This is a genomic window from Pseudomonas edaphica (assembly GCF_965277385.1).
Classification (GTDB): domain Bacteria; phylum Pseudomonadota; class Gammaproteobacteria; order Pseudomonadales; family Pseudomonadaceae; genus Aquipseudomonas; species Aquipseudomonas edaphica.
The window spans coordinates 5607168-5632577 of sequence record NZ_OZ255725.1 but is presented as its reverse complement, the minus strand read 5'-3'; the positions used below and the strand labels follow the sequence as shown (position 1 = coordinate 5632577).

At 62.4% G+C, this 25410-nt stretch carries 24 protein-coding genes; 19 read left to right on the top strand and 5 right to left on the bottom strand.

Translation table 11 applies throughout. From position 1 onward, the window contains the following. Nucleotides 1-35: 35 nt before the first annotated feature. Entirely contained in the window at nt 36-929 is an 894-nt protein-coding gene (locus tag ACQY47_RS25690; protein ID WP_428552983.1) for a GNAT family acetyltransferase, read from the bottom strand. A gap of 284 nt (nt 930-1213) precedes the next feature. Between ACQY47_RS25690 and ctlX the strand changes: the two genes are divergently transcribed. The 7 genes from ctlX to ACQY47_RS25655 all read left to right on the top strand — a co-directional run bounded on the left by ctlX (nt 1214) and on the right by ACQY47_RS25655 (nt 7106). Next, nucleotides 1214-2140, top strand: a complete 927-nt coding sequence (ctlX, locus tag ACQY47_RS25685; protein ID WP_428552980.1) for a citrulline utilization hydrolase CtlX — start codon at nt 1214-1216, stop codon at nt 2138-2140. Nucleotides 2141-2151: 11 nt separating this feature from the next. After that, complete coding sequence (locus ACQY47_RS25680; protein ID WP_017136262.1) at nt 2152-3198, top strand: ornithine cyclodeaminase; 1047 nt, start codon at nt 2152-2154, stop codon at nt 3196-3198. A 226-nt stretch (nt 3199-3424) separates the two neighbouring features. Beyond that, entirely contained in the window at nt 3425-4204 is a 780-nt protein-coding gene (locus ACQY47_RS25675) for an ABC transporter substrate-binding protein (protein ID WP_169988128.1), read from the top strand. Nucleotides 4205-4358: 154 nt separating this feature from the next. Continuing rightward, nucleotides 4359-5060 (top strand): ABC transporter permease, encoded by a 702-nt coding sequence (locus ACQY47_RS25670; protein WP_428552975.1) that lies wholly within the window; start codon nt 4359-4361, stop codon nt 5058-5060. Further along, a complete protein-coding gene (locus ACQY47_RS25665; protein ID WP_056861353.1) occupies nt 5057-5770 on the top strand; it encodes an ABC transporter permease in 714 nt (237 codons plus the stop codon). Before ACQY47_RS25670 ends, ACQY47_RS25665 begins: the two co-directional genes overlap by 4 nt. Nucleotides 5771-5773: 3 nt before the next feature. After that, a complete protein-coding gene (locus tag ACQY47_RS25660; RefSeq protein ID WP_428552970.1) occupies nt 5774-6604 on the top strand; it encodes an ABC transporter ATP-binding protein in 831 nt (276 codons plus the stop codon). Nucleotides 6605-6608: 4 nt separating this feature from the next. Next, a complete protein-coding gene (locus ACQY47_RS25655) occupies nt 6609-7106 on the top strand; it encodes an Lrp/AsnC family transcriptional regulator (protein WP_003192319.1) in 498 nt (165 codons plus the stop codon). Between the two features lie 123 nt (nt 7107-7229). On the opposite strand, the gene ACQY47_RS25650 is transcribed toward ACQY47_RS25655, so the two are convergent. The 4 genes from ACQY47_RS25650 to ACQY47_RS25635 all read right to left on the bottom strand — a co-directional run bounded on the left by ACQY47_RS25650 (nt 7230) and on the right by ACQY47_RS25635 (nt 11335). Next, the gene (locus ACQY47_RS25650) at nt 7230-8063 is read right to left on the bottom strand and encodes a TIGR03915 family putative DNA repair protein (RefSeq protein WP_056861350.1); all 834 of its coding nucleotides are present in this window, start codon (nt 8061-8063) and stop codon (nt 7230-7232) included. Further along, complete coding sequence (locus ACQY47_RS25645) at nt 8060-9280, bottom strand: putative DNA modification/repair radical SAM protein (protein ID WP_056861349.1); 1221 nt, start codon at nt 9278-9280, stop codon at nt 8060-8062. The genes ACQY47_RS25650 and ACQY47_RS25645 overlap by 4 nt, the downstream gene beginning before the upstream one ends. 115 nt (nt 9281-9395) lie before the next feature. After that, nucleotides 9396-10733, bottom strand: a complete 1338-nt coding sequence (locus tag ACQY47_RS25640) for a lysine N(6)-hydroxylase/L-ornithine N(5)-oxygenase family protein (RefSeq protein WP_428552965.1) — start codon at nt 10731-10733, stop codon at nt 9396-9398. Nucleotides 10734-10852: 119 nt separating this feature from the next. Next, entirely contained in the window at nt 10853-11335 is a 483-nt protein-coding gene (locus ACQY47_RS25635) for a sigma-70 family RNA polymerase sigma factor (protein ID WP_017136268.1), read from the bottom strand. A gap of 257 nt (nt 11336-11592) precedes the next feature. On the opposite strand from ACQY47_RS25635, the gene ACQY47_RS25630 reads away from it, so the two are divergent. From ACQY47_RS25630 to ACQY47_RS25575, 12 genes are all read left to right on the top strand, one after another. Next, nucleotides 11593-12765, top strand: coding sequence for an efflux RND transporter periplasmic adaptor subunit (locus tag ACQY47_RS25630; RefSeq protein WP_428552962.1), 1173 nt, complete (start codon nt 11593-11595; stop codon nt 12763-12765). A gap of 1 nt (nt 12766) precedes the next feature. Next, the gene (locus ACQY47_RS25625) at nt 12767-14740 is read left to right on the top strand and encodes a MacB family efflux pump subunit (protein WP_428557390.1); all 1974 of its coding nucleotides are present in this window, start codon (nt 12767-12769) and stop codon (nt 14738-14740) included. Beyond that, nucleotides 14733-16136, top strand: a complete 1404-nt coding sequence (locus ACQY47_RS25620; protein ID WP_169988120.1) for an efflux transporter outer membrane subunit — start codon at nt 14733-14735, stop codon at nt 16134-16136. The genes ACQY47_RS25625 and ACQY47_RS25620 overlap by 8 nt, the downstream gene beginning before the upstream one ends. 100 nt (nt 16137-16236) lie before the next feature. Then, entirely contained in the window at nt 16237-16995 is a 759-nt protein-coding gene (locus ACQY47_RS25615) for an alpha/beta fold hydrolase (RefSeq protein ID WP_017136272.1), read from the top strand. A gap of 109 nt (nt 16996-17104) precedes the next feature. Beyond that, nucleotides 17105-17872 carry a FadR/GntR family transcriptional regulator gene (locus ACQY47_RS25610; protein WP_017136273.1) on the top strand — a complete coding sequence of 256 codons (768 nt, stop codon included), beginning with the start codon at nt 17105-17107 and terminating at the stop codon, nt 17870-17872. 243 nt (nt 17873-18115) lie between these two features. After that, nucleotides 18116-19318 carry an ABC transporter substrate-binding protein gene (locus ACQY47_RS25605; protein ID WP_428552957.1) on the top strand — a complete coding sequence of 401 codons (1203 nt, stop codon included), beginning with the start codon at nt 18116-18118 and terminating at the stop codon, nt 19316-19318. A 57-nt stretch (nt 19319-19375) separates the two neighbouring features. Continuing rightward, nucleotides 19376-20236, top strand: coding sequence for a branched-chain amino acid ABC transporter permease (locus tag ACQY47_RS25600; RefSeq protein ID WP_017136275.1), 861 nt, complete (start codon nt 19376-19378; stop codon nt 20234-20236). A 1-nt stretch (nt 20237) separates the two neighbouring features. Beyond that, nucleotides 20238-21248 carry a branched-chain amino acid ABC transporter permease gene (locus ACQY47_RS25595; protein ID WP_177034283.1) on the top strand — a complete coding sequence of 337 codons (1011 nt, stop codon included), beginning with the start codon at nt 20238-20240 and terminating at the stop codon, nt 21246-21248. Next, nucleotides 21245-21994 carry an ABC transporter ATP-binding protein gene (locus ACQY47_RS25590; protein WP_017136277.1) on the top strand — a complete coding sequence of 250 codons (750 nt, stop codon included), beginning with the start codon at nt 21245-21247 and terminating at the stop codon, nt 21992-21994. The genes ACQY47_RS25595 and ACQY47_RS25590 overlap by 4 nt, the downstream gene beginning before the upstream one ends. Continuing rightward, on the top strand, nt 21994-22689 hold the full coding sequence (locus ACQY47_RS25585; RefSeq protein WP_065931154.1) for an ABC transporter ATP-binding protein: 696 nt from the start codon (nt 21994-21996) through the stop codon (nt 22687-22689). The genes ACQY47_RS25590 and ACQY47_RS25585 overlap by 1 nt, the downstream gene beginning before the upstream one ends. A 14-nt stretch (nt 22690-22703) precedes the next feature. Further along, nucleotides 22704-23972 carry a Zn-dependent hydrolase gene (locus ACQY47_RS25580; protein ID WP_428552951.1) on the top strand — a complete coding sequence of 423 codons (1269 nt, stop codon included), beginning with the start codon at nt 22704-22706 and terminating at the stop codon, nt 23970-23972. Then, nucleotides 23969-25369 (top strand): amidase, encoded by a 1401-nt coding sequence (locus ACQY47_RS25575; RefSeq protein ID WP_428552948.1) that lies wholly within the window; start codon nt 23969-23971, stop codon nt 25367-25369. Before ACQY47_RS25580 ends, ACQY47_RS25575 begins: the two co-directional genes overlap by 4 nt. The last annotated feature ends 41 nt before the right edge of the window (nt 25370-25410 follow it).

The window sequence follows — 25410 nt, the reverse complement described above, 5'->3', positions numbered from 1 at the left end:
GGGCTTGCCAGCTCCCACATTTGATTTCGGTGTGCTCACAAGTCCTTGGGAATATTCACCGCAATCTTCTTGCCCATGCTGATCCTCGGCTCCACCCCATACCCCAACGCCTCGTAGAACCCCACCACCGCGTCATTGCCGCCCGTAATCTGCAGGTTGATTTTCATGCAACCCAACGCAGTCAACGCCTGCTCGGCATAGCGCACCAGCGAAGCCCCCAGGCCCTGCCGACGATAATCGCGGTGCACCGCCACCGAATACAACCAGCCGCGATGCCCGTCATAGCCGGCCAGAATAGTGCCGATCACGGCCTTTTTATCCGTCGCCACAAAGAACAACCCATCGTTTACCGCCAGCTTTTTGTCGATTGCCAGGCTCGGCAGGTTGTGCGCGGTGTCATAGCCAAACGCCTGCTGCCACAACGCTACCACCTGGGATCGGTGCGGACGATCGCGATATGGCCCGATGGGATGGCGCGATAACAAGGCCTTTTCCATCACGAGCGTGCGCTCATTGCTATGGTAAACGTCGCGTACCGTGTGAAAGCCCAGCTTGGTATAAAACGGCTCGGCCGTCAGCGATGACGGCACGCTCAGGACCGTCACCCCGGCTTCAACGGCCCGCAGCTCAATCTCGATCATCAGCAGCCGGCCAATGCCCTGCCCTTGCAACGCCGGGTTGACGAATACCGAGCGCACCACATTGCCATCAAGGGCGGCGGTGGCGACGATCATCTGATCCTGGGTCGCCACCAGCACCACCCGGCGCTGGAGCAAGGCCAGCACGGCGTCGGGTGTGAAGTTGCTGGCAACCCGAGCAATCACATCTGCCGGGTAGTCCCGCGCATTGCTGCTGTGCAAGGCTGCCAGGATGACCTGGCTGATGCCCTCGGCATCGGTGGGTTGGGCAAGACGAACAGCGGTAGACATGCATTCTCCTTCCTGGCTCGGGTTTCGCGACCGCCACCATACTAATGTGGGAGCTGGCTTGCCTGCGATAGCGGTCTGTCAGTCAGCGCATCTGGCACGGACAGACCGCCATCGCAGGCAAGCCAGCTCCCACAGTTTGATTGCATTTCAACTCGCCAGCCGATTCGGCTGCCCTACCCCACTTTTCAGCTTTCCCGGCTGAGCCGCCCCGCTATATCAGCCGGGATTCACCCGCCACAGCGCACAAAATAGCCCCACTGCTCACCCCATGGATTCGTGCCCCCATGCAAACCACCAACACCGTCTTGATGATTCGCCCGGCGCGCTTTGCCTTCAACCCGGACACCGCGATCAACAACCGCTTCCAACGCCAGCCACTTGACCCGCTGAGCGCGCAGCAAAAAGCGCTGCAGGAGTTCGACGGCTATGTCGATACCCTGCGCCAACATGGCGTAGAGGTGCTGGTAGTGCAAGACACCCCGGCGCCCCACACGCCCGACTCGATCTTCCCCAACAACTGGTGGAGCAGCCACGCCGATGGCAGCCTGGTGCTGTACCCGATGGAAGGCCAGAACCGACGACTGGAGCGCAACAAAGGTGTGCTGCAAGTGCTGGAGCAGCGTTTTGCGATCCATAGCACCATCGACCTCAGCCACCTCGAACAACAGAACATCTTCCTCGAAGGCACCGGCAGCATGGTGCTCGACCGCCAGCACCGTATCAGCTATGCCTGCCACTCCGGGCGTACCCACCAAGACGCCTTGCGCCAGTTCGCCGAACGCCTCGACTACCAACTCTGCGTCTTCCACGCCGTCGACCGCCACCACGCGCCGATCTACCACAGCAACGTGATGATGAGTGTCGGCCGCGACCTCTCGGTGGTGTGCCTGCAAGCCCTGCCCGATGCCAGCGAACGCCAGGCCCTGGAACGCTCGCTGCGCGACACCGGCAAAGACATCCTTGCCCTCGACTTCGACCAGCTCGAAGCCTTCGCCGGCAACATGCTTGAAGTCCACGACCGTGACGGCCAGCCGCTGCTGGTGATGTCGGCCAGCGCCTGGAGCGCCCTGCACCCGGCCCAGCGCACGCATGTAGAACGCCACACCCGCCCGGTGGTGGTGAACATCGACAACATCGAACGCATCGGCGGCGGCAGTGCCCGCTGCATGCTGGCGGAAGTGCACCTGCCCGCCCGCGCCTCATTTCAATAAGGAGTCTTGCCATGACCCGTTATATCGACGTCAACGACCTCAGCTACCTGGTTTCACAAAAAGGCCTGCAAACCTGCATCAGCGAAATGGCCGAATACATCCGCGCCGACTACCTGCGCTGGCAGGACTTCGAAAAGTGCGCGCGCCTGGCCAACCATTCGCCGGACGGCGTGATCGAGCTGATGCCGGTGTCCGACGCCTCGCTGTACGCCTTCAAGTACGTGAACGGCCACCCGAAGAACACCCTGGCCGGCATGCTCACAGTGATGGCCTTTGGCGCCCTGGGCGATGTCGACACCGGCAAGCCGGTGCTGCTGGCCGAAATGACCCTGACCACCGCGATCCGCACCGCGGCCACCTCTGCCCTGGTAGCCCGCTACCTGGCGCGCGACAACAGCCGCAGCATGGCGTTGATCGGCAACGGCTCGCAAAGCGAGTTCCAGGCCCTGGCCTTCCACGCCATGCTCGGTATCACCGAAATCCGCCTGTTCGATATCGACGCCAAGGCCACTGCCAAGCTGGCGGCCAACCTCAAGGCGTTCCCGGCGATCAAGGTGATCCTGGCCGCCAGCGTGGCCGAAGCGGTCAAAGGCGCGGACATCGTCACCACCGTCACGGCGGACAAGGCTTATGCCACCATCCTCACCGACGACATGATCGAGCCCGGCATGCATCTGAATGCCGTGGGTGGCGACTGCCCCGGCAAAACCGAGCTGGACCGCCGCATCGTCGAGCGCGCCCGGGTGATCGTCGAGTACGAACCGCAAAGCCGTATCGAAGGTGAAATCCAGCACATGCCCGAAGATTCGCCGGTGACCGAGCTGTGGCAAGTGATCAATGGCCAGCAGCCCGGCCGCGAGAACGCGCGCCAAGTCACGCTGTTCGACTCGGTGGGTTTTGCCATCGAAGACTACTCGGCCCTGCGTTACGTGCTGGACGTGGCCAAGGCGCTGGATGTGGGCAGCACACTTGAGCTGGTGCCGGACCTCGCCGACCCGAAAGACCTGTTTGCACGCCTGGCCCAACAGCCATGCGTACAGCACAAAAAGCGCGCCTGAAACCGCTCTGGCCTGCCGCTTTGCGCCCAAGGCAGGCCGGATTTACATCAGTCAAAAGCCGATTTTGCGCGTGCCGCAGCCGATTCCGCTGCATTGCGCTTTTTAACAGCGCAATTTGCGCTTTATGCACGGGGTAAACGACACAAAAAACGCACCACCATGAAGCATTCTCTGCTCCCAGCTATTCACCGCCCTTACATCAATTACAAAATATAGGGACTGTCACATGACTCCATTGCGATCACTCTTCGCCGCGTTGCTGTTGCCACTGTGCGCGAGCGCCGCCCACGCCCAGGACTGGAAAGAAATCCGCTTCGGCGTGTTCCCCGAATACCCGCCCTTTGAGTCCGTCGCCGCCGACGGCAGCCTGCAAGGTTTTGATATCGAGTTGGGCAACGCCATCTGCGCCAAGCTCGAAGTCAAATGCACCTGGGTGCACAACGAATTCGACGGCATGATCCCGGCCCTGCGCGCGCGCAAGTTCGACGCGATCATGTCGTCCATGGCGGTCACACCGGCTCGCGAAAAAGTCATCGACTTCAGCGACCGCCTGTTCCTCAGCCCCACCTCGGTGATCACCCGTAAAAACGCCGAGTTCGGCGACACGCCGGAGTCGCTCAAAGGCAAGCAGGTGGGCGTGCTGCAAGGTTCACTGCAGGAAGCCTATGCACGTGCGCACCTGGCCAGGCTCGGCGCGCAGATCAAGGCGTACCAGTCCCAGGAGCAGAACTACGCCGACCTGCAAAACGGCCGCCTCGACGCCACCCTGACCGACAAGCTCGAAGCCCAGCTCAACTTCCTGTCCAAGCCTGAAGGCGCCGACTACAAGACCGGCCCGGCCTTCAAGGACCCGACCTTGCCGCTGGATATCGCCATGGGCTTGCGCAAGAACGACGCCGAACTGCGTGCGCTGATCAATAAGGGCATCGCCGCCGTGCAGGCCGATGGCACCTACGCGCAGATCCAGAAGAAGTACTTCGGCGATCAGGATATCTACAACGAATAGGCCCACCTCGGCCCCTGTGGGAGCTGGCTTGCCTGCGATAGCGGTGGGTCAGCCACTGTAGATGTTGGAGGCGGCGACCGCCATCGCAGGCAAGCCAGCTCCCACACAAGCCAGCTCCCACCGTTAATCTCTGTGCTTGATCGAGACCCCCTCAATGAACGAACTCCTCAACCTGCAAGGCTACGGCCCGATGCTGGCCCAGGGTGCCTGGATGACGCTCAAGCTGGCGTTGCTGGCGCTGACCCTGAGCCTCGCCCTGGGCCTGATCGCCGCCGGTGCCAAGCTTTCGAGCGCCAAATGGCTGCGCGTGCCCGCCACCCTGTACACCACGCTGATACGCAGCGTGCCGGACCTGGTGCTGATCCTGCTGATTTTCTACAGCCTGCAACTGTGGCTCAACGACCTGAGCGAAGTGTTCGGCTGGGATTACTTTGAAATCGATCCGTTTACCGCCGGGGTGATCACCCTGGGGTTTATCTACGGCGCGTATTTCACCGAAAACTTTCGCGGCGCCATTCTCAGTGTGCCGGCCGGGCAACTGGAAGCCGCCACCGCCTACGGCCTGAGCCGCTGGCAGCGTTTTCACCTGGTGCTGTTCCCGCAACTGATGCGCTTTGCCCTGCCGGGCCTGGGCAACAACTGGCTGGTGCTGCTCAAGTCCACGGCGCTGGTGTCGATCATCGGCCTGTCGGACCTGGTCAAGGCTGCGCAAAACGCGGGCAAGACCACCAATGAGCCACTGTACTTCCTGATCCTCGCGGGCCTGGTGTACCTGCTGATCACCACCCTCTCCAACCGCATCTTCAAGCGCCTCGAACGGCGCTACAACCTCGGCATCAAGGGGATGGCGCGATGATCGAACTGTTCCAGCAATACGGCCTGGCCTACCTGTTCAGCGATGGCACAGGGTTGTCCGGAGTCGCCATGACGTTGTGGCTGTTTATCATCTCGGTGGTCGCAGGTTTTGTGCTGTCGATCCCGCTGGCGCTGGCGCGCGTCTCGCAGCACGTCTGGCTGCGCTGGCCGGTGGAGGTCTACACCTATCTGTTTCGTGGCACGCCGCTGTATATCCAATTGCTGATTTGCTACACCGGGCTTTACAGCCTGGAAGTGGTGCAGGACAACGCGCTACTTAATCAGTTTTTCCGTAATGCGCTCAACTGCACGTTGCTGGCGTTTGTGCTCAACACCTGCGCCTACACCGTGGAAATCTTCGCCGGGGCGATCCGCAACATTCCCCACGGCGAAATCGAAGCCGCGCGTGCCTATGGCCTGCACGGCTGGCGCCTCAACCTGTTTGTGGTGGTGCCCGCCGCGCTGCGCCGTGCGCTGCCGGCCTACAGCAATGAAATGATCCTGATGTTGCACGCTACCTCGCTGGCCTTTACCGCCACCGTCGCCGATATCCTCAAGGTCGCCCGCGACGCCAACGCCGAGACGTTCCTGACGTTCCAGGCTTTCGGCATCGCCGCCCTGCTCTACATGCTGCTGTCCTTTGCACTGGTGGGCCTGTTCCGACTGGCCGAACGTCGCTGGATGCGTTTTCTTGTTCCTACCCGAGGCTAACCCATGAATCAGTCCGCGCAGGCCCTGGCCGCTTACCCTGTTGACGCCCCCGTTGCCAAACCGGCAACCGCTGCGATCAAGCTTCAAGTCGAAGGCATCCACAAACGTTACGGCGACCACGAAGTGCTCAAGGGCGTATCCCTCAATGCACGCAACGGCGACGTCATCAGCCTGATCGGCGCCAGCGGTTCGGGCAAAAGCACGATGCTGCGCTGCATCAACTTTCTCGAACAGCCGGACGCCGGGGTCATCACCCTCGATGGCATCAGCATCGAAATGCGCCAGGGCCGTGCCGGCACCCGCGCGCCGCACCAGGAACAACTGCAAAACCTGCGCACACGCCTGGCCATGGTGTTCCAGCACTTCAACCTGTGGAGCCACATGACCGTGCTGGAAAACATCACCATGGCCCCGCGCCGGGTGTTGGGCGTGAGTGCGGCAGAGGCGGAAAAACGCGCACGCCTGTACCTGGACAAGGTCGGCCTGCCCGGCCGCGTGGCCGATCAATACCCGGCGTTTCTGTCCGGCGGCCAGCAACAACGCGTGGCCATCGCAAGGGCATTGGCGATGGAGCCGGAAATTATTCTGTTCGATGAACCGACCTCAGCGCTGGACCCGGAACTTGTAGGAGAAGTCCTCAAAGTCATACAGACGTTGGCCGAGGAAGGTCGTACCATGCTGATGGTCACCCACGAAATGGGCTTTGCCCGCCAGGTGTCCAGCCAAGTGCTGTTTTTGCACCAGGGCCGAGTCGAGGAACAAGGCGGCGCCGAGATCCTCGACCATCCCAACAGCGAACGCTTGCAGCAATTTCTTTCCAACCGTTTGAAGTGAACTCATGGATACCAAGGCCAACGGACCCCACTCTTCGCCCACGCTGGACCGCATCGATGAGGCGATCATCGACGTGTTGCGCCACCAGGGGCGTATCACCTACGAAAAGCTTTCCTCGCTTGTACACCTGACACCCAGGCCGTGCCTGGAACGGGTGCGCAAGCTGGAGCGACGCGGGGTGATCCGTGGTTATGGGGCGATCATCGATGTGCAGATGGTCTCGCCAGGGCTGTCGCTGCTGGTGCTGGTGGCCTTGTCCAATCAGAGCGGGCGCTCGGCGCAGAAGGCCTTTGAGGCCTGCGTCAAAGCCTGCCCGCAGGTGTTCGAGTGCCAACTGATCAGCGGGCCGTTCGACTACAGCCTGCGCATGCGTTGCCGGGATATGGAGCATTACCGGGTGCTGACGGAAACCTGGCTGAATAATGATGAGTTGCACATTGATAAGTTGGTGGCGCACCCGGAGTTGGCGGTAGTCAAAAACACCGCGACCGAACTGGCCTGAAACACACGCTCCCAAACACCGAGGACCCACTGTGGGAGCTGGCTTGCCTGCGATAGCGGTGGGCCAGGCAACTCAAGGCTAACTGATACACCGCTATCGCAGGCAAGCCAGCTCCCACATTTTTTAAGCGTGCCCGCTTGAGATTTTCTTGCCGGGCCTGGCCCCGATCAGCTTCGCCTGCCCATCCTTCTGCTTGCCCGTGCGCGCCTCGCTGATCAACCCCGGTATCAGCTTGCCCTCCGGCAGATTCTTCCAGAACCGGCTGGGCAAATGCCCTTCCATCACTTTGGGGTTTAACCGCGCCGGGTTGAAGATATGGCTGTAATAGGTCAGCCACATCGCACTGTGTGGGTCTTCGACATTTTGCGCCAACTGTTGCCATGCCTCAGGGCACTGGCGTTGATGAATCAACTGCTCACCGTCGTAATACACACCGTCCAAAGGCGTTGCGATCATCCAGCGATGGCGGCCCATGCGCCCGACAAAATGCTGGCTGGCGGACTTCAGGATGTCATGGGCCGGCTCATGCCACGCCACATACTCCGGCAGTTGCGGCCCAGCCTCTGCTGGCAAGGCAATAAACCGTACAAACGCATGCAGGTGATGGGCCTCGCGGCTGACCTGTTTGATGCGCCGCTGTAACTCACTGCCCAACTTGTCCCCGGCCAGCATCGCGGTGCGGTCGCCATGGCTGACACGCCACAACACCTCATACAACAGGCTCCAACGCTGATCACCGTGGTAACACGCGGCCGATTCCAACAACTCCAGCAACGCCTTGGGGATTCGTGCCTGAAACGGCCCGAGCTGCTCAGGCACAGGCTCGTCCGTGGCAAACAGGTCCGCCACTTCGGCCTCGCCCCAGCTCACCTGGCTGGGGTCGACCTGATGGCTGAGCAGCCAGCGCGCCTGCTCGCGCCAGGTGCTGAAGAGGTTGTCGCATTCCAGGCTGATCATCCCCACAGCCCCATCTGTTGCGGTTGCGGGCGGTCGCGCAGTTGCTCGCGCAGCAACACACTGGTGCTGTCCGCCTGTTGCGGGTGGTAGTCGCTGGTGATGAAAAACGGCTTGGCCTTGGCCAGCACGCAGCGCATGCGGGCCAGGTCTTCGAAACGGATCTTGCGTTCGCGGCGCAGGTCGACCAGGCGCTGGGTGGTGCGCAGGCCAATGCCGGGGATACGCGCGATCAGCGTGGGTTCGGCGCGGTTCAGGTCCAATGGGAACACCTCGCGGTGCTCCAGCGCCCAGGCCAGCTTGGGGTCGATATCCAGGGCCAGATGGCCGGGGCCTTCGAACAGTTCATTGGCGCTGAAACCGTAACTGCGCAGCAGAAAGTCGGCCTGGTACAGGCGGTGTTCACGCATCAGCGGCGGCGCGGCCAGCGGCACACTTTTAGGGCTGTTGGGGATGGGGCTGAACGCCGAGTAATACACGCGCCGCAGCTTGTAGTTGCCATACAGCGCCTCGGCACCATGCAGGATGGTGCTGTCGTCGGTGTCATCGGCGCCGACGATCATCTGCGTGCTCTGCCCCGCCGGCGCAAAACGCGGTGCCCGCGGCTCGTTGAACACCGTCTGCTCGCCGGTGTAGATGGTCTGCATGGCTTGCTTGATCGAGCCGATCTGCTTCTCCGGCGCCAGGGTTTGCAGGCTGGCGTCGGTGGGCAACTCGATGTTCACGCTGAGGCGATCGGCATAACGCCCGGCTTCGGCGATCAGCGCAGGGTCGGCTTCGGGAATGGTTTTGAGGTGGATGTAACCGCGAAAATCATGCTCTTCGCGCAACAGTTTGGCGACCCGAACCAACTGCTCCATGGTGTAGTCGGCCGAACGAATGATGCCGGAGCTCAGAAACAGCCCGCTGACGCAATTGCGTTTGTAGAAGTCCAGGGTCAGGGTAACCACCTCCTCCGGGCTGAAACGCGCACGGGGCACGTCGCTGGAGCGGCGGTTGACGCAGTATTGGCAGTCGTACAGGCAGAAATTGGTGAGCAACACCTTGAGCAACGACACACAACGCCCGTCCGGCGTGTAGCTGTGGCAAATGCCCATGCCATCGGTAGAACCCAGCCCGGCCTTGCCCTCGGAGCTGCGCTTGGGCGCGCCACTGCTGGCGCAGGAAGCGTCGTACTTGGCGGCGTCGGCGAGGATGCTGAGTTTTTCGATCAACTGCATGAAGGGCTACCGATACTGGTTTTTTGTACAGTATCAGGGTATAGCTGCAAGCCGCAAGCTTGAAGCTTGAAGCTTGAAGCTTGAAGCTTGAAGCTTGCAGCTTGCAGCTTGTTACTTAGCTAGCAGTGGCCAGCAGTAAATCCTGCACCGAGCGCGCCTTGCCACGGTGACGATCGTTTTCATACAACGAGGCGGCAATCTCATCGGCCCGAATCGGCAGTACCGACAGCAAGGTGTCGCTCAAACCATGGCTGGCCTGGCTGAACCCCTGGATATAGATACCGGCCTTGCAGCGCTCGTCGGTGACGATCCGATAGTCGCGGGCCACTTCGAAGTCGCCCATATAGGCTTGCAGTGGCGCCAGCAGTTCGCGGTGCATCTGGCGCTCATAGCCGGTGGCCAGGATCACCGCGTCGTAATGGCTCACGCTGGTGTCGCCGTTGGCGTTGTTGCGCAGCACCAGTTCGATGCCCAGCGGCCCGGCCGTGGCTTGCTCGACCACGGTCATGGTGCGGAAGGCCTGGCGGTTGATACCGGAGACTTTCTGGCGGTAAAAAATCCCGTAGATGCGCTCGATCAGGTCCAGGTCGACCACCGAATAGTTGGTGTTCTGGTACTCGGCCACCAGGCGCTCACGCTCGGCGCCGACTTGCTGGAACACCAGGTCGGTAAAGGCCGGCGAGAACACTTCGTTGACGAATGGGCTGTCGTCCGCCGGTTTGAGCGCCGAACCGCGCAGGATCATATCCACCTGCACCGACGGGAAGCTGTCGTTGAGGTCGATAAAGGCTTCGGCCGCGCTCTGCCCGCCGCCGATGATGGCAATGCGCATAGGCTTGCCGTCCACGCACGGCTGCTGGGCCATGCGCTCGAGGTATTGGGAATGGTGGAACACCCGGCCGTCGTCCTTGAGCGCCTTGAACGCCGCCGGCACACGTGGCGTGCCGCCGGCGCTGACCACCACCGAACGGGTGGTGCGCACATGCTGTTCGCCCTGGGCATCACGGGAAATTACGCGCAACGCTTCAACCTGCTGCTGGTGCAGGATCGGCTCGATGGCCAGCACTTCCTCGCCATACCGCGCCTGGGCCTGGAACTGCCCGGCGACCCAGCGCAGGTAGTCGTTGTACTCCATGCGGCACGGATAGAAAGTGCCCAGGTTGATGAAGTCCACCAAACGGTCGTGGGCCTTCAGGTAGTTGACGAACGAGTACGGGCTGGTGGGGTTGCGCAGCGTCACCAGATCCTTGAGGAACGAAATCTGCAGTTCGCTCTGGGTGACCAGGGTATTGCCGTGCCAGCGGTAGTCGGCCTGCTTGTCGAGAAACACCACGTCCAGTTTGCCCTGGGCTTTTTCACGCTCCTGCAGGGCGATGGCCAGCGCCAGGTTCGAAGGGCCGAAACCGATCCCGATCAGATCGTGAACCGCGGGCGAAGCAATTGCCTGTGTCATTCCAGTGTCCTCTGGATAAGCCCCTTGGCGGTGGGGCGGGAATACCTGCAAAGCCTGAACAACAGGCCATGTGTTGATAGGAAACGAGGACAATGAAATAAAATTTAACTGATCTGTGATCAGTGCGCGTCCCACTCACGCATGCGCACCCGGCAATGCTTCATGGCGTTGACGATATGTTTTTCCACCAGGCTGCGGGAAATGCTCAGGCGCTCGGCGATCTGCGGGTGAGAAAGGCCGTCGAGCTTGCGCAGCAGGAAGCTGTCTCGGCAGGCGCTGGGCAGCTCGGCCAGGGCACGTTCGAGCAGGGCCAGGCGCTGGGCCTGATCGTGGCTGGCGTGGGGCGAACTGGTGGCGAAGCGTTCTTCGCTGTCCAGCACCTCCAGCGGCTCGGACTGGCGCAAGGCATTGCGCCGATGGCCGTCGATCACCAGGTTCAGCGCAGTACGGTACAAAAACGCGCGCGGCTGTTCGATCGGCGTGTCGCTGGCGCGCTCCAGTACTCGCACGTAGGCGTCATGCACCACATCTTCGGCCACCTGACGGTTGCCCAGCTTGGCGTTGAGGAAACACACCAGCTCGCGATAGTAGTTTTCCAACATGACTCCCGACCGTCTGGGGGGACGGCATCAGTTCCTTGAGTGCTTACGAAGACAGGCCATGGATGATGGCAGTTTGAGTGCGTGCAATTTATAGTAATTCTCATCTACTTTTAAAGAAGTCTTGCATCAACCGTCGATTTTTTTATTCGACAGAGCTGTTACTACGTATGTAAGCGCCTAAATCGTCGGGCAATTTTCTCGTATAACTGTCAGCCCTCCGCTAACTGCGGTCCACACTTCCCGGCTGGAACCAACGCATGAAACGCCCTCGCCCCGCCCGACGCGCCCTGCTGGTTGTCGCGTGCCTGATTCCCATCGTTGCCCTGGCGGCCTGGCAGATACTGCCGCCGGGCCGCGACAGCCTCGCCACTGTCACCGTCACTCGCGGTAATATCGAAAACAGCGTCACGGCGCTGGGCACCCTGCAACCACGCCGGTATGTCGATGTGGGCGCACAGGCATCCGGGCAGATCCGCAAGATCCATGTCGAGGCCGGTGACCAGGTCAAAGAAGGCCAGTTGCTGGTCGAAATCGACCCGGCCACGCAGCAGGCCAAGCTCGATGCCAGCCGCTATGCCATCGACAACCTCAAGGCCCAGTTGCAGGAACAGACCGCCCAGCACCAACTGGCGCGCCAGAAGTACCAGCGCCAGCAACGCCTGGTGGCCGGCAACGCCACCCGCGAAGAAGACGTGCAAACCGCCAAGGCCGAGCTGAGTGCCACCCAGGCACGGGTCGACATGTTTCAGGCGCAGATCCGCCAGGCCCAGGCCAGCTTGCGCAGCGACGAGGCCGAACTGGGCTATACACGCATCTTCGCGCCGATGAGCGGCACGGTGGTGGCGGTGGATGCGCGGGTCGGCCAGACCCTCAACGCCCAGCAGCAGACCCCGTTGATCCTGCGTATCGCCAAGTTGTCGCCGATGACCGTATGGGCCGAGGTCTCCGAAGCCGACATCGGCCACGTCAAACCCGGCATGACCGCCTATTTCACCACGCTCAGCGGCGGCAGCCGGCGCTGGACCAGTACCGTGCGCCAGATCCTGCCGATCCCGCCCAAGCCCCTGAATGAAACCAGCCAGGGCAACGGCAGCCCCAGCAGCACCAGCAAAAGCGGGAGCGGTCGTGTGGTGCTCTACACCGTGCTGCTGGATGTGGACAACGCCGACAATGCCCTGATGGCCGAAATGACCACCCAAGTTTTTTTCGTCGCCAGCCAGGTCAAGGATGTGCTCACCGTGCCGGTTGCGGCCTTGCTCGGCAGCCACGGCAGCGACACGCAAACGGCCCGCGTGGTGGCCAAAAATGGCGCCATTGAGGAACGCGAGGTGCGCGTGGGTATCAGCGACCGCCTGCGCGTCGAAGTGCTGAGCGGCGTCAAGGAAGGCGATCACCTGTTGATCGGCACGGCCGACGCCAGTGGGGGTTGATTTGACCACGCCGCTGATCGAACTCAAGAACATCCGCAAATCCTACGGCGGCGGTGACAGCCCGCAGGTCGACGTGTTGCGCGGCATCGACCTGTCGATCCACGCCGGGGAGTTCGTCGCCATTGTCGGCGCCTCCGGCTCCGGCAAGTCCACGCTGATGAACATCCTCGGCTGTCTCGACCGCCCTTCCGAGGGCGACTACCTGTTCGCCGGCGAAAACGTCGCGCACCTGGGCAGCGACGAACTGGCCTGGCTGCGCCGCGAGGCCTTTGGGTTTGTGTTCCAGGGCTACCACCTGATTCCGTCCGGTTCGGCCCAGGAAAACGTCGAGATGCCGGCGATCTATGCCGGCATCAGCGCCACCGAGCGGCATGCCCGCGCCAAGGCCCTGCTCACGCGCCTGGGCCTGGCCGACCGCACCGCCAACCGCCCGCACCAACTCTCCGGCGGCCAGCAGCAACGGGTGTCGATCGCCCGCGCCCTGATGAACGGCGGGCATATCATCCTCGCCGACGAACCCACCGGCGCCCTCGACAGCCACAGCGGCGCCGAGGTGATGACGCTGCTGGACGAACTGGCGAGCCAGGGCCATGTGGTGATCCTGATTACCCACGACCGCGAAGTGGCAGCGCGGGCCAACCGCATCATCGAGATTCGTGACGGCCAGATCATCAGCGACTCGGCACACAGTGACACCCATGTACCGGCCATGGCCAACAGCGACGCGCTGCAAGCCGTCGACCTGCGCCAGCGCCTGGCCGACGGTGCCGAGCACAACGGTGCCTGGAAAGCCGAACTGCTCGATGCGGTCCGCGCGGCCTGGCGAGTGATGTGGATCAATCGTTTTCGCACCGCGCTGACGCTGCTGGGGATCGTGATTGGCGTGGCGTCCGTGGTGGTGATGCTGGCCGTCGGCGAAGGCAGCAAGCGCCAGGTGATGGCGCAGATGGGCGCGTTCGGCTCCAATATCATTTACCTCAGCGGCTCCTCGCCCAACCCGCGCACGCCGCCGGGTATCGTGACCCTCAACGATGTCGCGGCACTGGCGATGTTGCCCCAGGTCAAGCGCATCATGCCGGTCAACGGCAACGACGCGGGGGTTCGCTTTGGCAACCTGGATTACCTGGCCTATGTGGGTGGGAACGACGTCAACTTCCCCGAGATTTTCAACTGGCCGGTGGTCGAGGGCAGCTATTTCACTCAGGAAGACGAGCGCGTCGGGGCTACCGTCGCGGTCATCGGCCACCGTATCCGCGAAAAGCTGTTCAAAAACGTCGCCAGCCCGATCGGCCAATACATCCTGATCGAAAACGTGCCTTTCCAGGTCATCGGCGTCCTCGCCGAAAAAGGCTCCGCCTCCGGCAATAAAGACAGCGATGACCGGGTCGCCATCCCGTATACCGCCGCCAGCGTGCGCCTGTTCGGCACTTATAACCCCGAATACGTGGCGATTGCCGCCGCCGATGCGCGCAAGGTCCATGAGGCTGAAATGGCCATTGATCAACTGATGCTCAAGCTGCACAACGGTAAACGTGACTACCAGTTGACCAACAACGCCGCGATGATCCAGGCCGAAGCCCGCACGGCCAACACGCTGTCGCTGATGCTCGGTTCGATTGCGGCGATTTCCCTGCTGGTGGGCGGGATCGGTGTAATGAACATCATGCTGATGACCGTGCGTGAACGCACCCGCGAAATCGGCATTCGCATGGCCACCGGCGCGCGCCAGCGCGACATCCTGCGCCAGTTCCTAACCGAGGCGGTGATGCTCTCGGTGGTTGGCGGCCTGTTCGGCATCGCCCTCGCGCTGCTGGTGGGCGGCGTGCTGGTACTGGCCGAGGTGGCGGTGCAATTTTCCCTGGTGGCGGTGTTTGGCGCGTTTGGCTGTGCGCTGGTCACCGGTGTCGTATTCGGCTTTATGCCGGCCCGTAAAGCTGCCCGGCTCGATCCGGTTAAGGCGTTGACCAGTGAATAAACGATCTTCCCTGCTGGGCGTGTGCCTGTTGCTCAACGCCTGTACCGGCAACCCGCCGAGCGTCGACAGCGGCCTCGCGCCGCCGCCCGCCTGGCAGTACGCCGAACGCGATGCCACGCAGGCGACCAACCAACGCTGGTGGACACACTTCGGCAGCCCGCCGCTCAACCGCCTGATCGACCAGGCGCGACGCGACAGTTATGACGTGGCCGCCGCCATGGCACGCGTGCGTCAGGCCCAGGCCAGTGCGGTAATTGCCGGGGCGCCGTTGTTACCTGAGGTCAAGTTCAACCTCACCGCCAGCCGTGAAAAACTGCTGCGCGGCAGCGGCAATGCCTCGTTGGACGCCACCGACAGCAACAAGACCGTCGACAGTTTCGGTGCCAACCTCTCAGCCAGCTATGAACTGGACTTCTGGGGCGGCCGCGTTGCCGCCCGCGACAGCGCCCTGCAAAGCCTGCGCGCCAGTGAGTTCGACCAGGCCACCGTGGAGCTGACCCTGCTCAGCAACGTCGCCGACCGCTACGCGCAAACCCTCGCCGCGCAGCAACGCCAGCAGATCGCCGAGCTGAACCTGGCCAATGCGCGCAACGTGCTGGACCTGGTGCAAACCCGCTACAGCGCAGGCTCCGCCACCGCCCTGGAGTTGGCCCAACAGAAAAGCCTGGTGGCCGGCCAACAACGGCAATTGCCGCTGATTGCGCAAGTGGCCGAAGAATCGCGGATCACCCTCGCCGCCCTGCTCGGTCAACCCGTACAAGCCCTGGACCTGGGCACCGAGCCGTTCCAGGCGCTGACCTGGCCAACCATTGGCCCGGGCGTGCCGAGCCAATTGCTCAGTCGTCGCCCCGACCTGGCCCGCGCCGAGGCGCAACTGGCGGCGGCCAGTGCCGACGTCACGGTGGCACGCGCAGCGATGCTGCCCAGCGTAACCTTGGGCGCGACAGTCGGCTCCGGCGCCTATAAGGCCGAAGACATCCTGCGCAGCCCGTTCTACAACCTGACCTCGGGGCTGGTCGCGCCGATCTTCAACAATGGCCGATTAAGCGCCGAGCGCGACAAGGCTCGCGCCCGCCAGGATGAACTGCTGCAAACCTATCGCGGTGCGATCATCAACGGCTTTGCCGATGTGGAGAAAGCCCTCAGCAGCATCACGCGCCTGGACCAGCAACGCCAATGGCAGGCCGAGGAGCTGCAACAGGCCCAGGCCGCCTTCCAGATCTCCGAGAGCCGCTACCAGGCAGGCGCAGAGGACTTGCTGACGGTGCTGGAAACCCAACGCACCTTGTATGCGGCCCAAGACTCGAACGTGCAACTGCGGCTGTCGCGGCTGCAAGCCAGCATTGCCTTGTACAAAGCGCTGGGCGGCGGCTGGGATACGCAGATCCGACAATAAAACTGTAAACTCCTACACAAAGCGTTTATTCGCCCTACATTCTTCGACCCTGGGTCCTTGGTAAAAAAGCCGTCCTCATACGGCAGCCCGGACCCTCCTGATGAAACCCAGCGTTCTGGTAAAAAACCTGGCGTGTATCGGCCTCTGGCTGATCGCCGGCCAGGCGTTGCCCGAGCCGCTGATCGCGCCGACCGCGATTGACTGGCTGCTGGATTGCCCCTTCCCCGCCCAGGAGCGGCCGGACCCCGAAGTGCTGGAACGCACCCAATGCGCCAGTGTGAATGTGCCCCGCGACTATGCCGCGCCCAAACGCGGCAGTGTGCGCCTGGCCCTGACCCGCGTGGGCGCCCGCCAGCCGCTCAGCCGTGAAGGTGTGGTGTTTATCCAGGGTGGCGAGCCGCCAAAGGGCCAAGGCGCAACCTTCGCCCTGCACCTGACCAGCCGTTGGGAGTCCTATGCTACCCAGGCCTATCGCACCTTGACCAACCGCTATGACGTGATCGAACTGAGCCCCCGTGACCTGAGCCAGCCCAGCGGCGTAGAGCAAGCGGCGCGTGATATGGAGTATGTGCGCGCCCAACTCGGCGAGGCCCAGCTCAATTACCTCGGCAACGCGCAGGCCACTCGCCTCGGCAGCCGCTATGCCGCGCTGTTTCCCGAGCGCGTCGCACGCATGGTGCTGGTCAATGCCGAGCAGGCCGAGCCGGTCGCTGCCGGCATCGAGCAATTGCTGCTCAAAGAGCCAGCCCGCCCTGGCACCGCCGCCGGGTGCATTAACCGCTGGGTCGGCGATTTTCTCGTATTCGGCAAACAGCCGCCCGCGTCCACACGCTGCCTCGACCTCGGCAGTTGGGAATAACCCGCGCATTTGCGACCACTTCAGGCCGAAAACGACACCTTGCGTTGACGCTCCGGCTCAATCGTTATTAAGTGCTATTAATCCGCATTAATAGGATCAATAGAACAGCATGCTCAGCCGCCCGCTACGACGCAAACGCCAGAAGCTTTCCGATGTGATTGTCGAGTCGGTCAAACGCTCGATCGTCACCGACGCGCTCAAGCCCGGCGACCGACTGCCTACCGAGCGCGAGCTGATGGAAAGCTTCCAGTGCTCCAAAGGCTCGGCCCGTGAAGCACTCAAGGCCCTGGAAGTGGAAGGTTTGGTAAGTACACGCACCGGCCCCAGTGGTGGCGCCTACCTGAACCAGGCCGGCACTGAACCGGCCAGCCGCGCGTTGCGTAACTACCTGCACTTCCAGCACCTGGACGGCGAGCAGGTGTACCAACTGCGCAAGGTCATTGAAGTGGAGTTGGCAGTGTCGGTGCTGGGTCGTTTGAGCGAAGACGACTATCAAGCCCTGCAAGACAACGTGGATTTTTGCAGCGCCCCCGAAGACAGCGAAGCCGGCCAGCGCGAACAGCGCCTGGCGGAACTGGAGTTCCACAACCTGTTGGCCAAGGCCTGCCCCAACCCGCTGCTGAGCTTTATGGCGCAGTTTCTCAACGACCTGTTGCGCGACCTGGTGGTGCTGAAAAAAGCCTACAAGCCCAAGCGCAAACAGTTTGACGCGGCCAACCTGGACTATCACAAGCAGTTGCTGCTGGCCTTTCGCGCCGGTGATGAAACGGCCGTGCGCAACCTGATGCATGAACATATGTGCGACGCCGAACACCACATGACGGCGCTGGAAGGCGAGGTCAGCCCGCACTTTTTGCTGGAGTTCGACCATAGCTGAGGCGCACCCCATCCCAATATGAAAACCCAATCAATGTGGGAGCTGGCTTGCCTGCGATGCGGGCGCCTCGGTGTATCAGTTGAACCTGACTGATGCCATCGCAGGCAAGCCAGCTCCCACACTTGACCCGGTTCCAACCGTTACACCGTTTCACCCAATTTAATAACAGGCCTGCCCACAGGCCCTTGCTCCACCGTATCGCCCTTGCCGCTCCTGCCAATAACTAAACCAGGGAGTCACCCCATGCAGCGTCGTACGTTGTTGAAAGCCAGTCTTACCGCCGCAGCCGCGCTCAGCCTTCCGCTGAGTGTGCGCTCTGCATTCGCCGCCGAGCCTTTTACCTTTTACGGCCTCAAGTCCATGTCCGGCGCGTTTGCCAGCTATGGCAAGTTTGCCGACATGGGTTCGCGCCTGGCGGTGGAACAGCACCCCGAGTTGCTCGGCCGCCCACTCAACTACAAGGTCATCGACACCGAAGGCAATGCCGGCAAAGCCGTGCGCAAGGTCCAGGAAGCGATCCAGCAGGACGGCGCGCGGTTCTTCCAGGGCTGCACGTTGTCGTCCTCCGCGCTGGCGGTGGCCAAGGAAGTCGACAAGGTCGGCGGCGTGTTCATGACCCCGGTGGGCGCCGATGAAGTCACCGGCAAAGACTGCAACAAGGCGACCTTCCGCTGGTCGGTGCCCACCTACGGCGCGATCCGCGAAACCATGCTGCCGCTGATCAAGCTGCTGCCTGACGCCAAACGCTGGTACACCATCACCCCGCAGTACGTGTTTGGCGAAGCCTTGCTCGAAGGCGCGAAAACCGTGCTCAAAGACAACGGGCTGGAACACGTCGGCAACAGCTACCACTCATTGCAGGAACAGGAGTTCTCCGGCTACCTGACCAACGCCATCGCCGCCAAACCCGATGTGCTGGTACTGCTCAACTTCGGCAGCCAGTCGTCCAACACCCTGCGCCAGGCGGTGAACTTCGGTATCAAGGAGCGCATGAAAGTGCTGCTGGTATGGTCTGCCGGGCTCGACCAGTTCCAGGAACTGGGCAGCGACGTGCTCGAAGGCGTGTACCTCGGCGCCCAGTATTGGCACCAGGTCGACACCCCGCTCAACCGTGAACTGGTCAAGCTCACTCAAGCCAAATACGGCATCAACCCCACCTACCCGCTGGCGGCTGATTACATCAGCACCAAAGTCATGCTGGAAACCATCATCAGCACCGGCAGCTTCGACGGCCCGACCGTGGCCAAAGCCCTGCAAGGCTTGAGCTACGAAGGCCCGACCGGCAAGGAGTCGATCCGCGCCGGCGACCATCAGGTGATCAAGGATTACTACCTGCTGATCGGCAAAGCCACCGGCGACATGGCCGACAAGGACGACCTGGCCAAGGTGCTCAGCGCCGGGCAATCGTTCCCGCCGGTCGAGGCGACGGGCTGCACGCTCGCCTGATCCTCTGAATTGCTTAGCGCAGGGCCGCGCGAGCGGCTGCCTGCCGAGGGTTTCTGCATGCTTAATCTTTACCTGTTCCAGATCCTCAACGGCCTTGGGTTGGGGATGATCTACTTCCTGATCGCGGTCGGGCTGACGATCATTTTCGGCCTGCTCAACTTCGTCAACTTCGCCCACGGCGCGTTCTTTCTGCTGGGTGCGTACATCTGCTACACCGCCGTGAGCCTCACCGGCAACTTCTGGCTGGCGCTGTTGATCGCGCCGCTGGTGGTGGCCGCGCTGGCGTGGGTGATCGAGCGATTATTGATCCAGCGGATTTACCACTTGCCACACATGTTCCAGATTCTGGTGACCCTGGGGATCGCGCTGATCATCCAGGAAGCCAGCGTGATGATCTGGGGCCCAGTGGGCAAAAGCGTCGCCGTGCCGGAACTGCTGCGCGGCGTGCTGGTGGTGGGCGATTTCGTCTACCCCTACTACCGCCTGTTTCTCATCGTGTTTTCCGCGCTGATCGGCCTGGCCTTGTGGCTGCTGCTGGAGCGCACGCGCTTCGGCGCCCTGGTGCGCGCCGGCAGTGAAAGCACCGAAACCGTGTCGCTGCTGGGCACCAATATCTTCCGTCTGTTTTCCATGACCTTTGCCCTCGGCGTGGCCCTGGCCGGTGTCGCGGGTGTGCTGTTTGCACCGTTGCGCGGCGCGCAACCCTTTGTCGGCCCGGAGATCCTCGGCGTGGCCTTCGTGGTGGTGGTGATCGGCGGCATGGGCTCGTTCAGCGGCGCGCTGGTCGGCGGTTTACTGGTGGGCGTGGTGCAAAGCCTGATGACCACATTCTGGCCCCAAGGCGCGAGCCTGATGATCTACGGCGCGATGGCCGTGGTGATTCTGGTGCGCCCTTACGGCCTGTTCGGGAGAGCCTGACATGAGCGAGAAAAACCCCCTGCCGTTTGCCAAGACCCAATCCAAGGCCATGTTGCTGTGGGTGCTGGCGGTGCTGATCGGCTTGCCGTTGATTCTGCCCTCGGCCACCCTGGCCACCGAGATCCTGATCTTTGCCCTGGCCGCGCTGGCCTGCAACCTGTTGCTGGGCTACACCGGGCTGTTGTCGTTTGGCCAAGGCATCTTCTTTGGTGCCGGTGCGTATTGCGCGGCGCTGCTGATGATCCACCTGCAACTGGGCTTGTTCACGGCATTACTCGGCGCCGCCTTTGCCGGAGGGTTCCTGGCCTTGCTGGTCGGCGCGCTGGCAATCCGGCGCACCGGCATTTACTTCGTGATGCTCACATTGGCGTTCAGCCAGATGGCCTACTTCGTCGCCTACACCTTGAGCGACTGGACCGGCGGCGACAACGGCCTGCTCAGCGTGCCGCGCCCGGAGATCCGTCTCGGTGACACCGTGCTGCTGTCGCTGGCCGATGCCCGGGTGTTCTATGGCTTTGTCGCGGTGCTGTTCCTGCTGATCTTTATCGGCGCGCGCCGAGTGATCGCCTCGCCATTTGGCAGCACCTTGATGGCGATCCGCGAAAACGAAACCCGCGCCTCGGCCATCGGCTATGACACGCGCCACTTCAAGATCCTGGTGTTCGTGCTGTCCGGCGCGGTCACCGGCATCGCCGGGGCGCTGTACGCGATGCTGCTGCACTTTGTGCCGCTGTCGAACATCGACCTGGCGATGTCCGAGAACATCCTGATCATGACCATCGTCGGCGGCACCGGATCGCTGTTCGGCTCATTGCTGGGCGCAGGCTCCATCGTGCTGTTGGGGGACTTCCTCTCCGACCTGTGGCCACGCTGGCTGATGCTGCTGGGTGTGATCCTGATCTTTGTGGTGATCTTCATGCGCGGCGGCTTGTGGGGCGGCCTCGCATCGTTGTTCGAACGGGTACGCGGCAGCCGCAAGACCGCCGTCGTCGCCAAGGAGGAAGGGCTATGAGCATCCTGCTGGAAACCAAAGACCTGGAACTGGCCTATGGCGCGTTCCATGCGGTCAACGGCGTCAACCTCAAGGTCGAAGCCGGCACCATTCACACCATTATCGGCCCCAACGGCGCGGGCAAGACCAGCCTGTTTCACTGCCTCACCGGCGAGCGCCAGGCCACCGCCGGGGCGATTCATTTTGACGGCAAGAACCTGATACGCAAACCGGCCCACGGCCGTGTGGGCCTGGGCATGGCGCGCTCGTTCCAGCTCACCAGCCTGTTCCAGAACCTCAGCGTGCGCGAAAACCTGCGCCTGGCCGCCCAAGGCCGCGACGGCGCACGTGCGCTGAACTTCTGGCGCCGCGTCGACAGCAAGCGCGAGCACCTGGAGATGGCCGATCAAGTGTTGGAGCGCCTGCAACTGACCCGTCGCGCCGACACCCTGGCGGGCGAGTTGTCCCACGGCCAGCAACGGGTGCTGGAGGTGGGCATGTCGATCTGCTCCAAACCCAAACTGCTGATGCTCGACGAACCGACGTCGGGCATGGGCATCGATGACATTCCGATCATGACCCAGCTGATCAGCGACCTTGGCCGCGACCACACGGTGCTGTTGATCGAACACAACATGAGCATTGTCATGTCCATCAGCCAACGCATCACCGTGATGAGTCACGGGCAGATTCTGGTGGAAGGCACGCCGGAATTCGTGCGTGCCGATGAGCGTGTGCGTACGGCTTATCTTGGGGAGGCTGCCTGATGCTGATTGTCGAGAATATCCATTCCTACTATGACAAGAGCCATGTGTTGGAAGGCGTGTCGCTGACCGTCAACCCCGGTGAACTGGTGACGCTGCTGGGCCGAAATGGCGCGGGCAAGACCACCACGCTGCGCAGCATCCTCGGGATTATCTGCCCGCGCCAGGGCCAGATTCACTTCAACGGCCAGGCGTTGGTGGGCCAGAAGATCTTTGAAATCGCCCGTCAGGGCTTGGCGCTGGTGCCGGAGAACCGCGGGATTTTCCGCCTGCTGACGGTCGAGGAAAACCTGCGTATCGCCGTGCGCAAGACCAGCCGCTGGCAACTCGAAGACGTGTACGGCATGTTCCCGCGCCTCAAGGAACGGCGTAAAAACGCCGGCCACGCGCTGTCCGGCGGCGAGCAACAGATGCTCGCCATCGCCCGCGCGCTGCTCAACGACCCCAAGCTGCTGATCCTCGACGAGCCCACCGAAGGCCTGGCGCCGGTGATCGTCGACGAGCTGGTGAAGATCCTGCGCAAGGTCAAGGACGACGGCCTGCCGGTGTTGCTGGTGGAACAGAACCTGATGGTCTGCGACAAGCTTGCCGACCGCCATTACGTGCTCGAACAGGGCCGCGTCGTATACGAGGGCAGCGCCGCTGACTTCCGCGCCGACCCGAGCATCAAGAACCGCTACCTGGCCCTGAGTGCCTGACCGGAGATTTGCACATGAATAGTTTTGCGCAACCGCTCAAGAGCAATGCCCCGCTGATCAACCGCGACCGCTTGTGGCAATCGTTGATGGACCTGGCCCAGCTTGGCGCCACGGTCAAAGGCGGCGTGTGCCGCCTGGCCCTTACCGACCTCGACCGCCAGGCCCGCGACCTGTTTGTGCAATGGTGCGAGGCCGCCGGGTGCAGTGTCAGTGTCGATGCCATTGGCAATATCTTTGCGCGGCGTGCCGGACGCAATCCCGCCCTGCCCCCGGTGATGACCGGCAGCCATATCGACACGCAGCCCACCGGCGGCAAGTTCGATGGCTGCTACGGCGTGATGGCCGGGCTGGAAGTGATCCGCACCTTAAATGACCTGAATATCCAGACCCAGGCCCCCATCGAGGTGGTGGTGTGGACCAACGAAGAAGGCTCGCGCTTCCCGCCGTGCATGATGGGTTCCGGGGTGTTTGCCGGCAAGTTCAACTTGCAGGACACCCTCGACAAACTCGATGACCAAGGCCTGTCCGTGGGCGCCGAATTGCAGCGCATCGGCTACGCCGGCTCCCGCGCGGTGCTCGGCCACCCGGTCGGCGCATATTTCGAGGCGCATATCGAGCAAGGCCCGGTGCTCGAAGACCGCGCCACCACCATCGGCGTGGTCATGGGCTGCCTCGGCCAGAAGTGGTTCGACCTGAACCTCACCGGCGTCGAAGCCCACGCCGGCCCAACGCCCATGCACTTGCGCAAGGACGCCCTGGTGGGCGCCGCCGAAGTAGTCAGCGCGGTCAACCGCATCGCCCATCAACAGCAACCGCACGCCTGCGGCACGGTCGGTTGCCTGAACCTGCACCCCGGCTCGCGCAATGTGATTCCAGGCCAGGTGCACATGACCATCGACCTGCGTCACCTGCATGCCGACAAGTTGCAAGCCATGGTCGATGAAGTGCGCGGCGTGATCGAAGCCACCTGCGCCCGGCACGGGTTGAGCTTTGAACTGACGCCCACCGCCGACTTCCCGCCGCTGGACTTCAACCCGGCCTGCGTCAACGCCGTGCGTGACGGTGCGCAGGCATTGGGCTTGAGCCACATGGACATCGTCAGTGGCGCCGGGCATGACGCGATTTTCGTCGCCGAACTCGGCCCGGCCGGGATGATCTTTGTGCCGTGCGAAGGCGGCATCAGCCATAACGAAATCGAAAACGCCGCGCCGGATGACCTGGCGGCGGGCTGCGCGGTGCTGCTGCGCGCCATGGTCAACGCGGCGCAGGGAGAGGTGGCATGAGTGAGATTGGCCAACTGACGGCGGTGCAACTGCTGCAGCATTTTCGCGACAAGACCCTGTCACCGGTAGACGTCACTGAAGACGCTTTGCTGCGGATCGAGCGCTATAACCCGGTGGTGAACGCCTATTGCCACGTAGACCCTGAAGGCGCATTGAACGCTGCGCGGGCCTCGGAACAACGCTGGTTGAAAGGTGAACCCTGCGGCGCACTGGACGGCGTGCCTGCCTCGATCAAAGACCTGACGCTGACCATTGGCATGCCCACCCGCAAGGGGTCGCGCACCTCCTCTGCCGACGGGCCGTGGGATGTGGATGCGCCCTTCTCGGCTTTTATGCGCAAAGCCGGCGCGGTGCTGCTAGGTAAAACCACCACGCCGGAATTCGGTTGGAAAGGCGTCACCGACAACCCGCTGTACGGCATCACGCGCAACCCGTGGGACACGCGCACCACAGCGGGCGGTTCGTCGGGTGGCGCCGGTGCGGCGGCGGCGCTGAACCTGGGCGTGCTGCACCAGGGCAGCGATGCCGGTGGCTCGATCCGCATTCCCTGTGCGTTCACCGGTACGTTCGGCATCAAGCCAACTTTCGGGTATGTGCCGCAGTGGCCGGCCAGTTCCATGACGATTTTGTCGCACCTGGGACCGATGACCCGCACGGTGGAAGACACGGTACTGATGCTGCAAACCGTGGCCCAACCGGATGCGCGTGATGGCCTGATCGGGGCGCCGCGCCATACGCCGTGGTTGCCGGGCGCTACGGATTTGAAGGGTTTACGCGTGGCCTATAGCCCTACGTTCGGGTATGTGGACGTGGACCCACAGGTGGCCAAAGTGGTCGCCCAGGCGGTTGAGGGTCTGGTACAGCTGGGGGCGCATGTCGAGCAGATCGACCCAGGTTTCAGCGACCCGCTGGAGGTATTCAGCACCTTGTGGGCAGCCGGTGCGGCTCGCTTGACGGGCTCGATGAGTGATGCGCAAAAACAATTGCTGGACCCCGGTTTGCTGCGTATTGCCGAACACGGCCAGCAGTTGAGCCTCGGCAATTTTAACGACGCCCTTGAAGCCCGCGCGGCGTTGGTGGCGAGGATGGCGGCGTTTCATGAGCATTATGATGTGCTGGTCTCGCCGATGATGCCGATTACAGCGTTTGCAGCTGGGCATAATGTGCCGCCGGGTTCGTCGATGAAAGAATGGATGGAGTGGACGCCGTTTACTTATCCCTTCAATTTGACGCAGCAACCGGCAGCTTCGGTGCCCTGCGGGTTGGCAGCGAATGGTTTGCCGGTGGGCTTGCATGTGGTGGCTGCGCGGTTTGCGGATGAGCAGGTGTTGAGGGTGTGTCAGGCCTATGCCAAAGCCTTTCCTACTGAACACCTTGAAGCACCGCGGGTGCTCTGAACCCTGCATGTGCGGTCGCATCCGGCTTATAATCCGCGCTT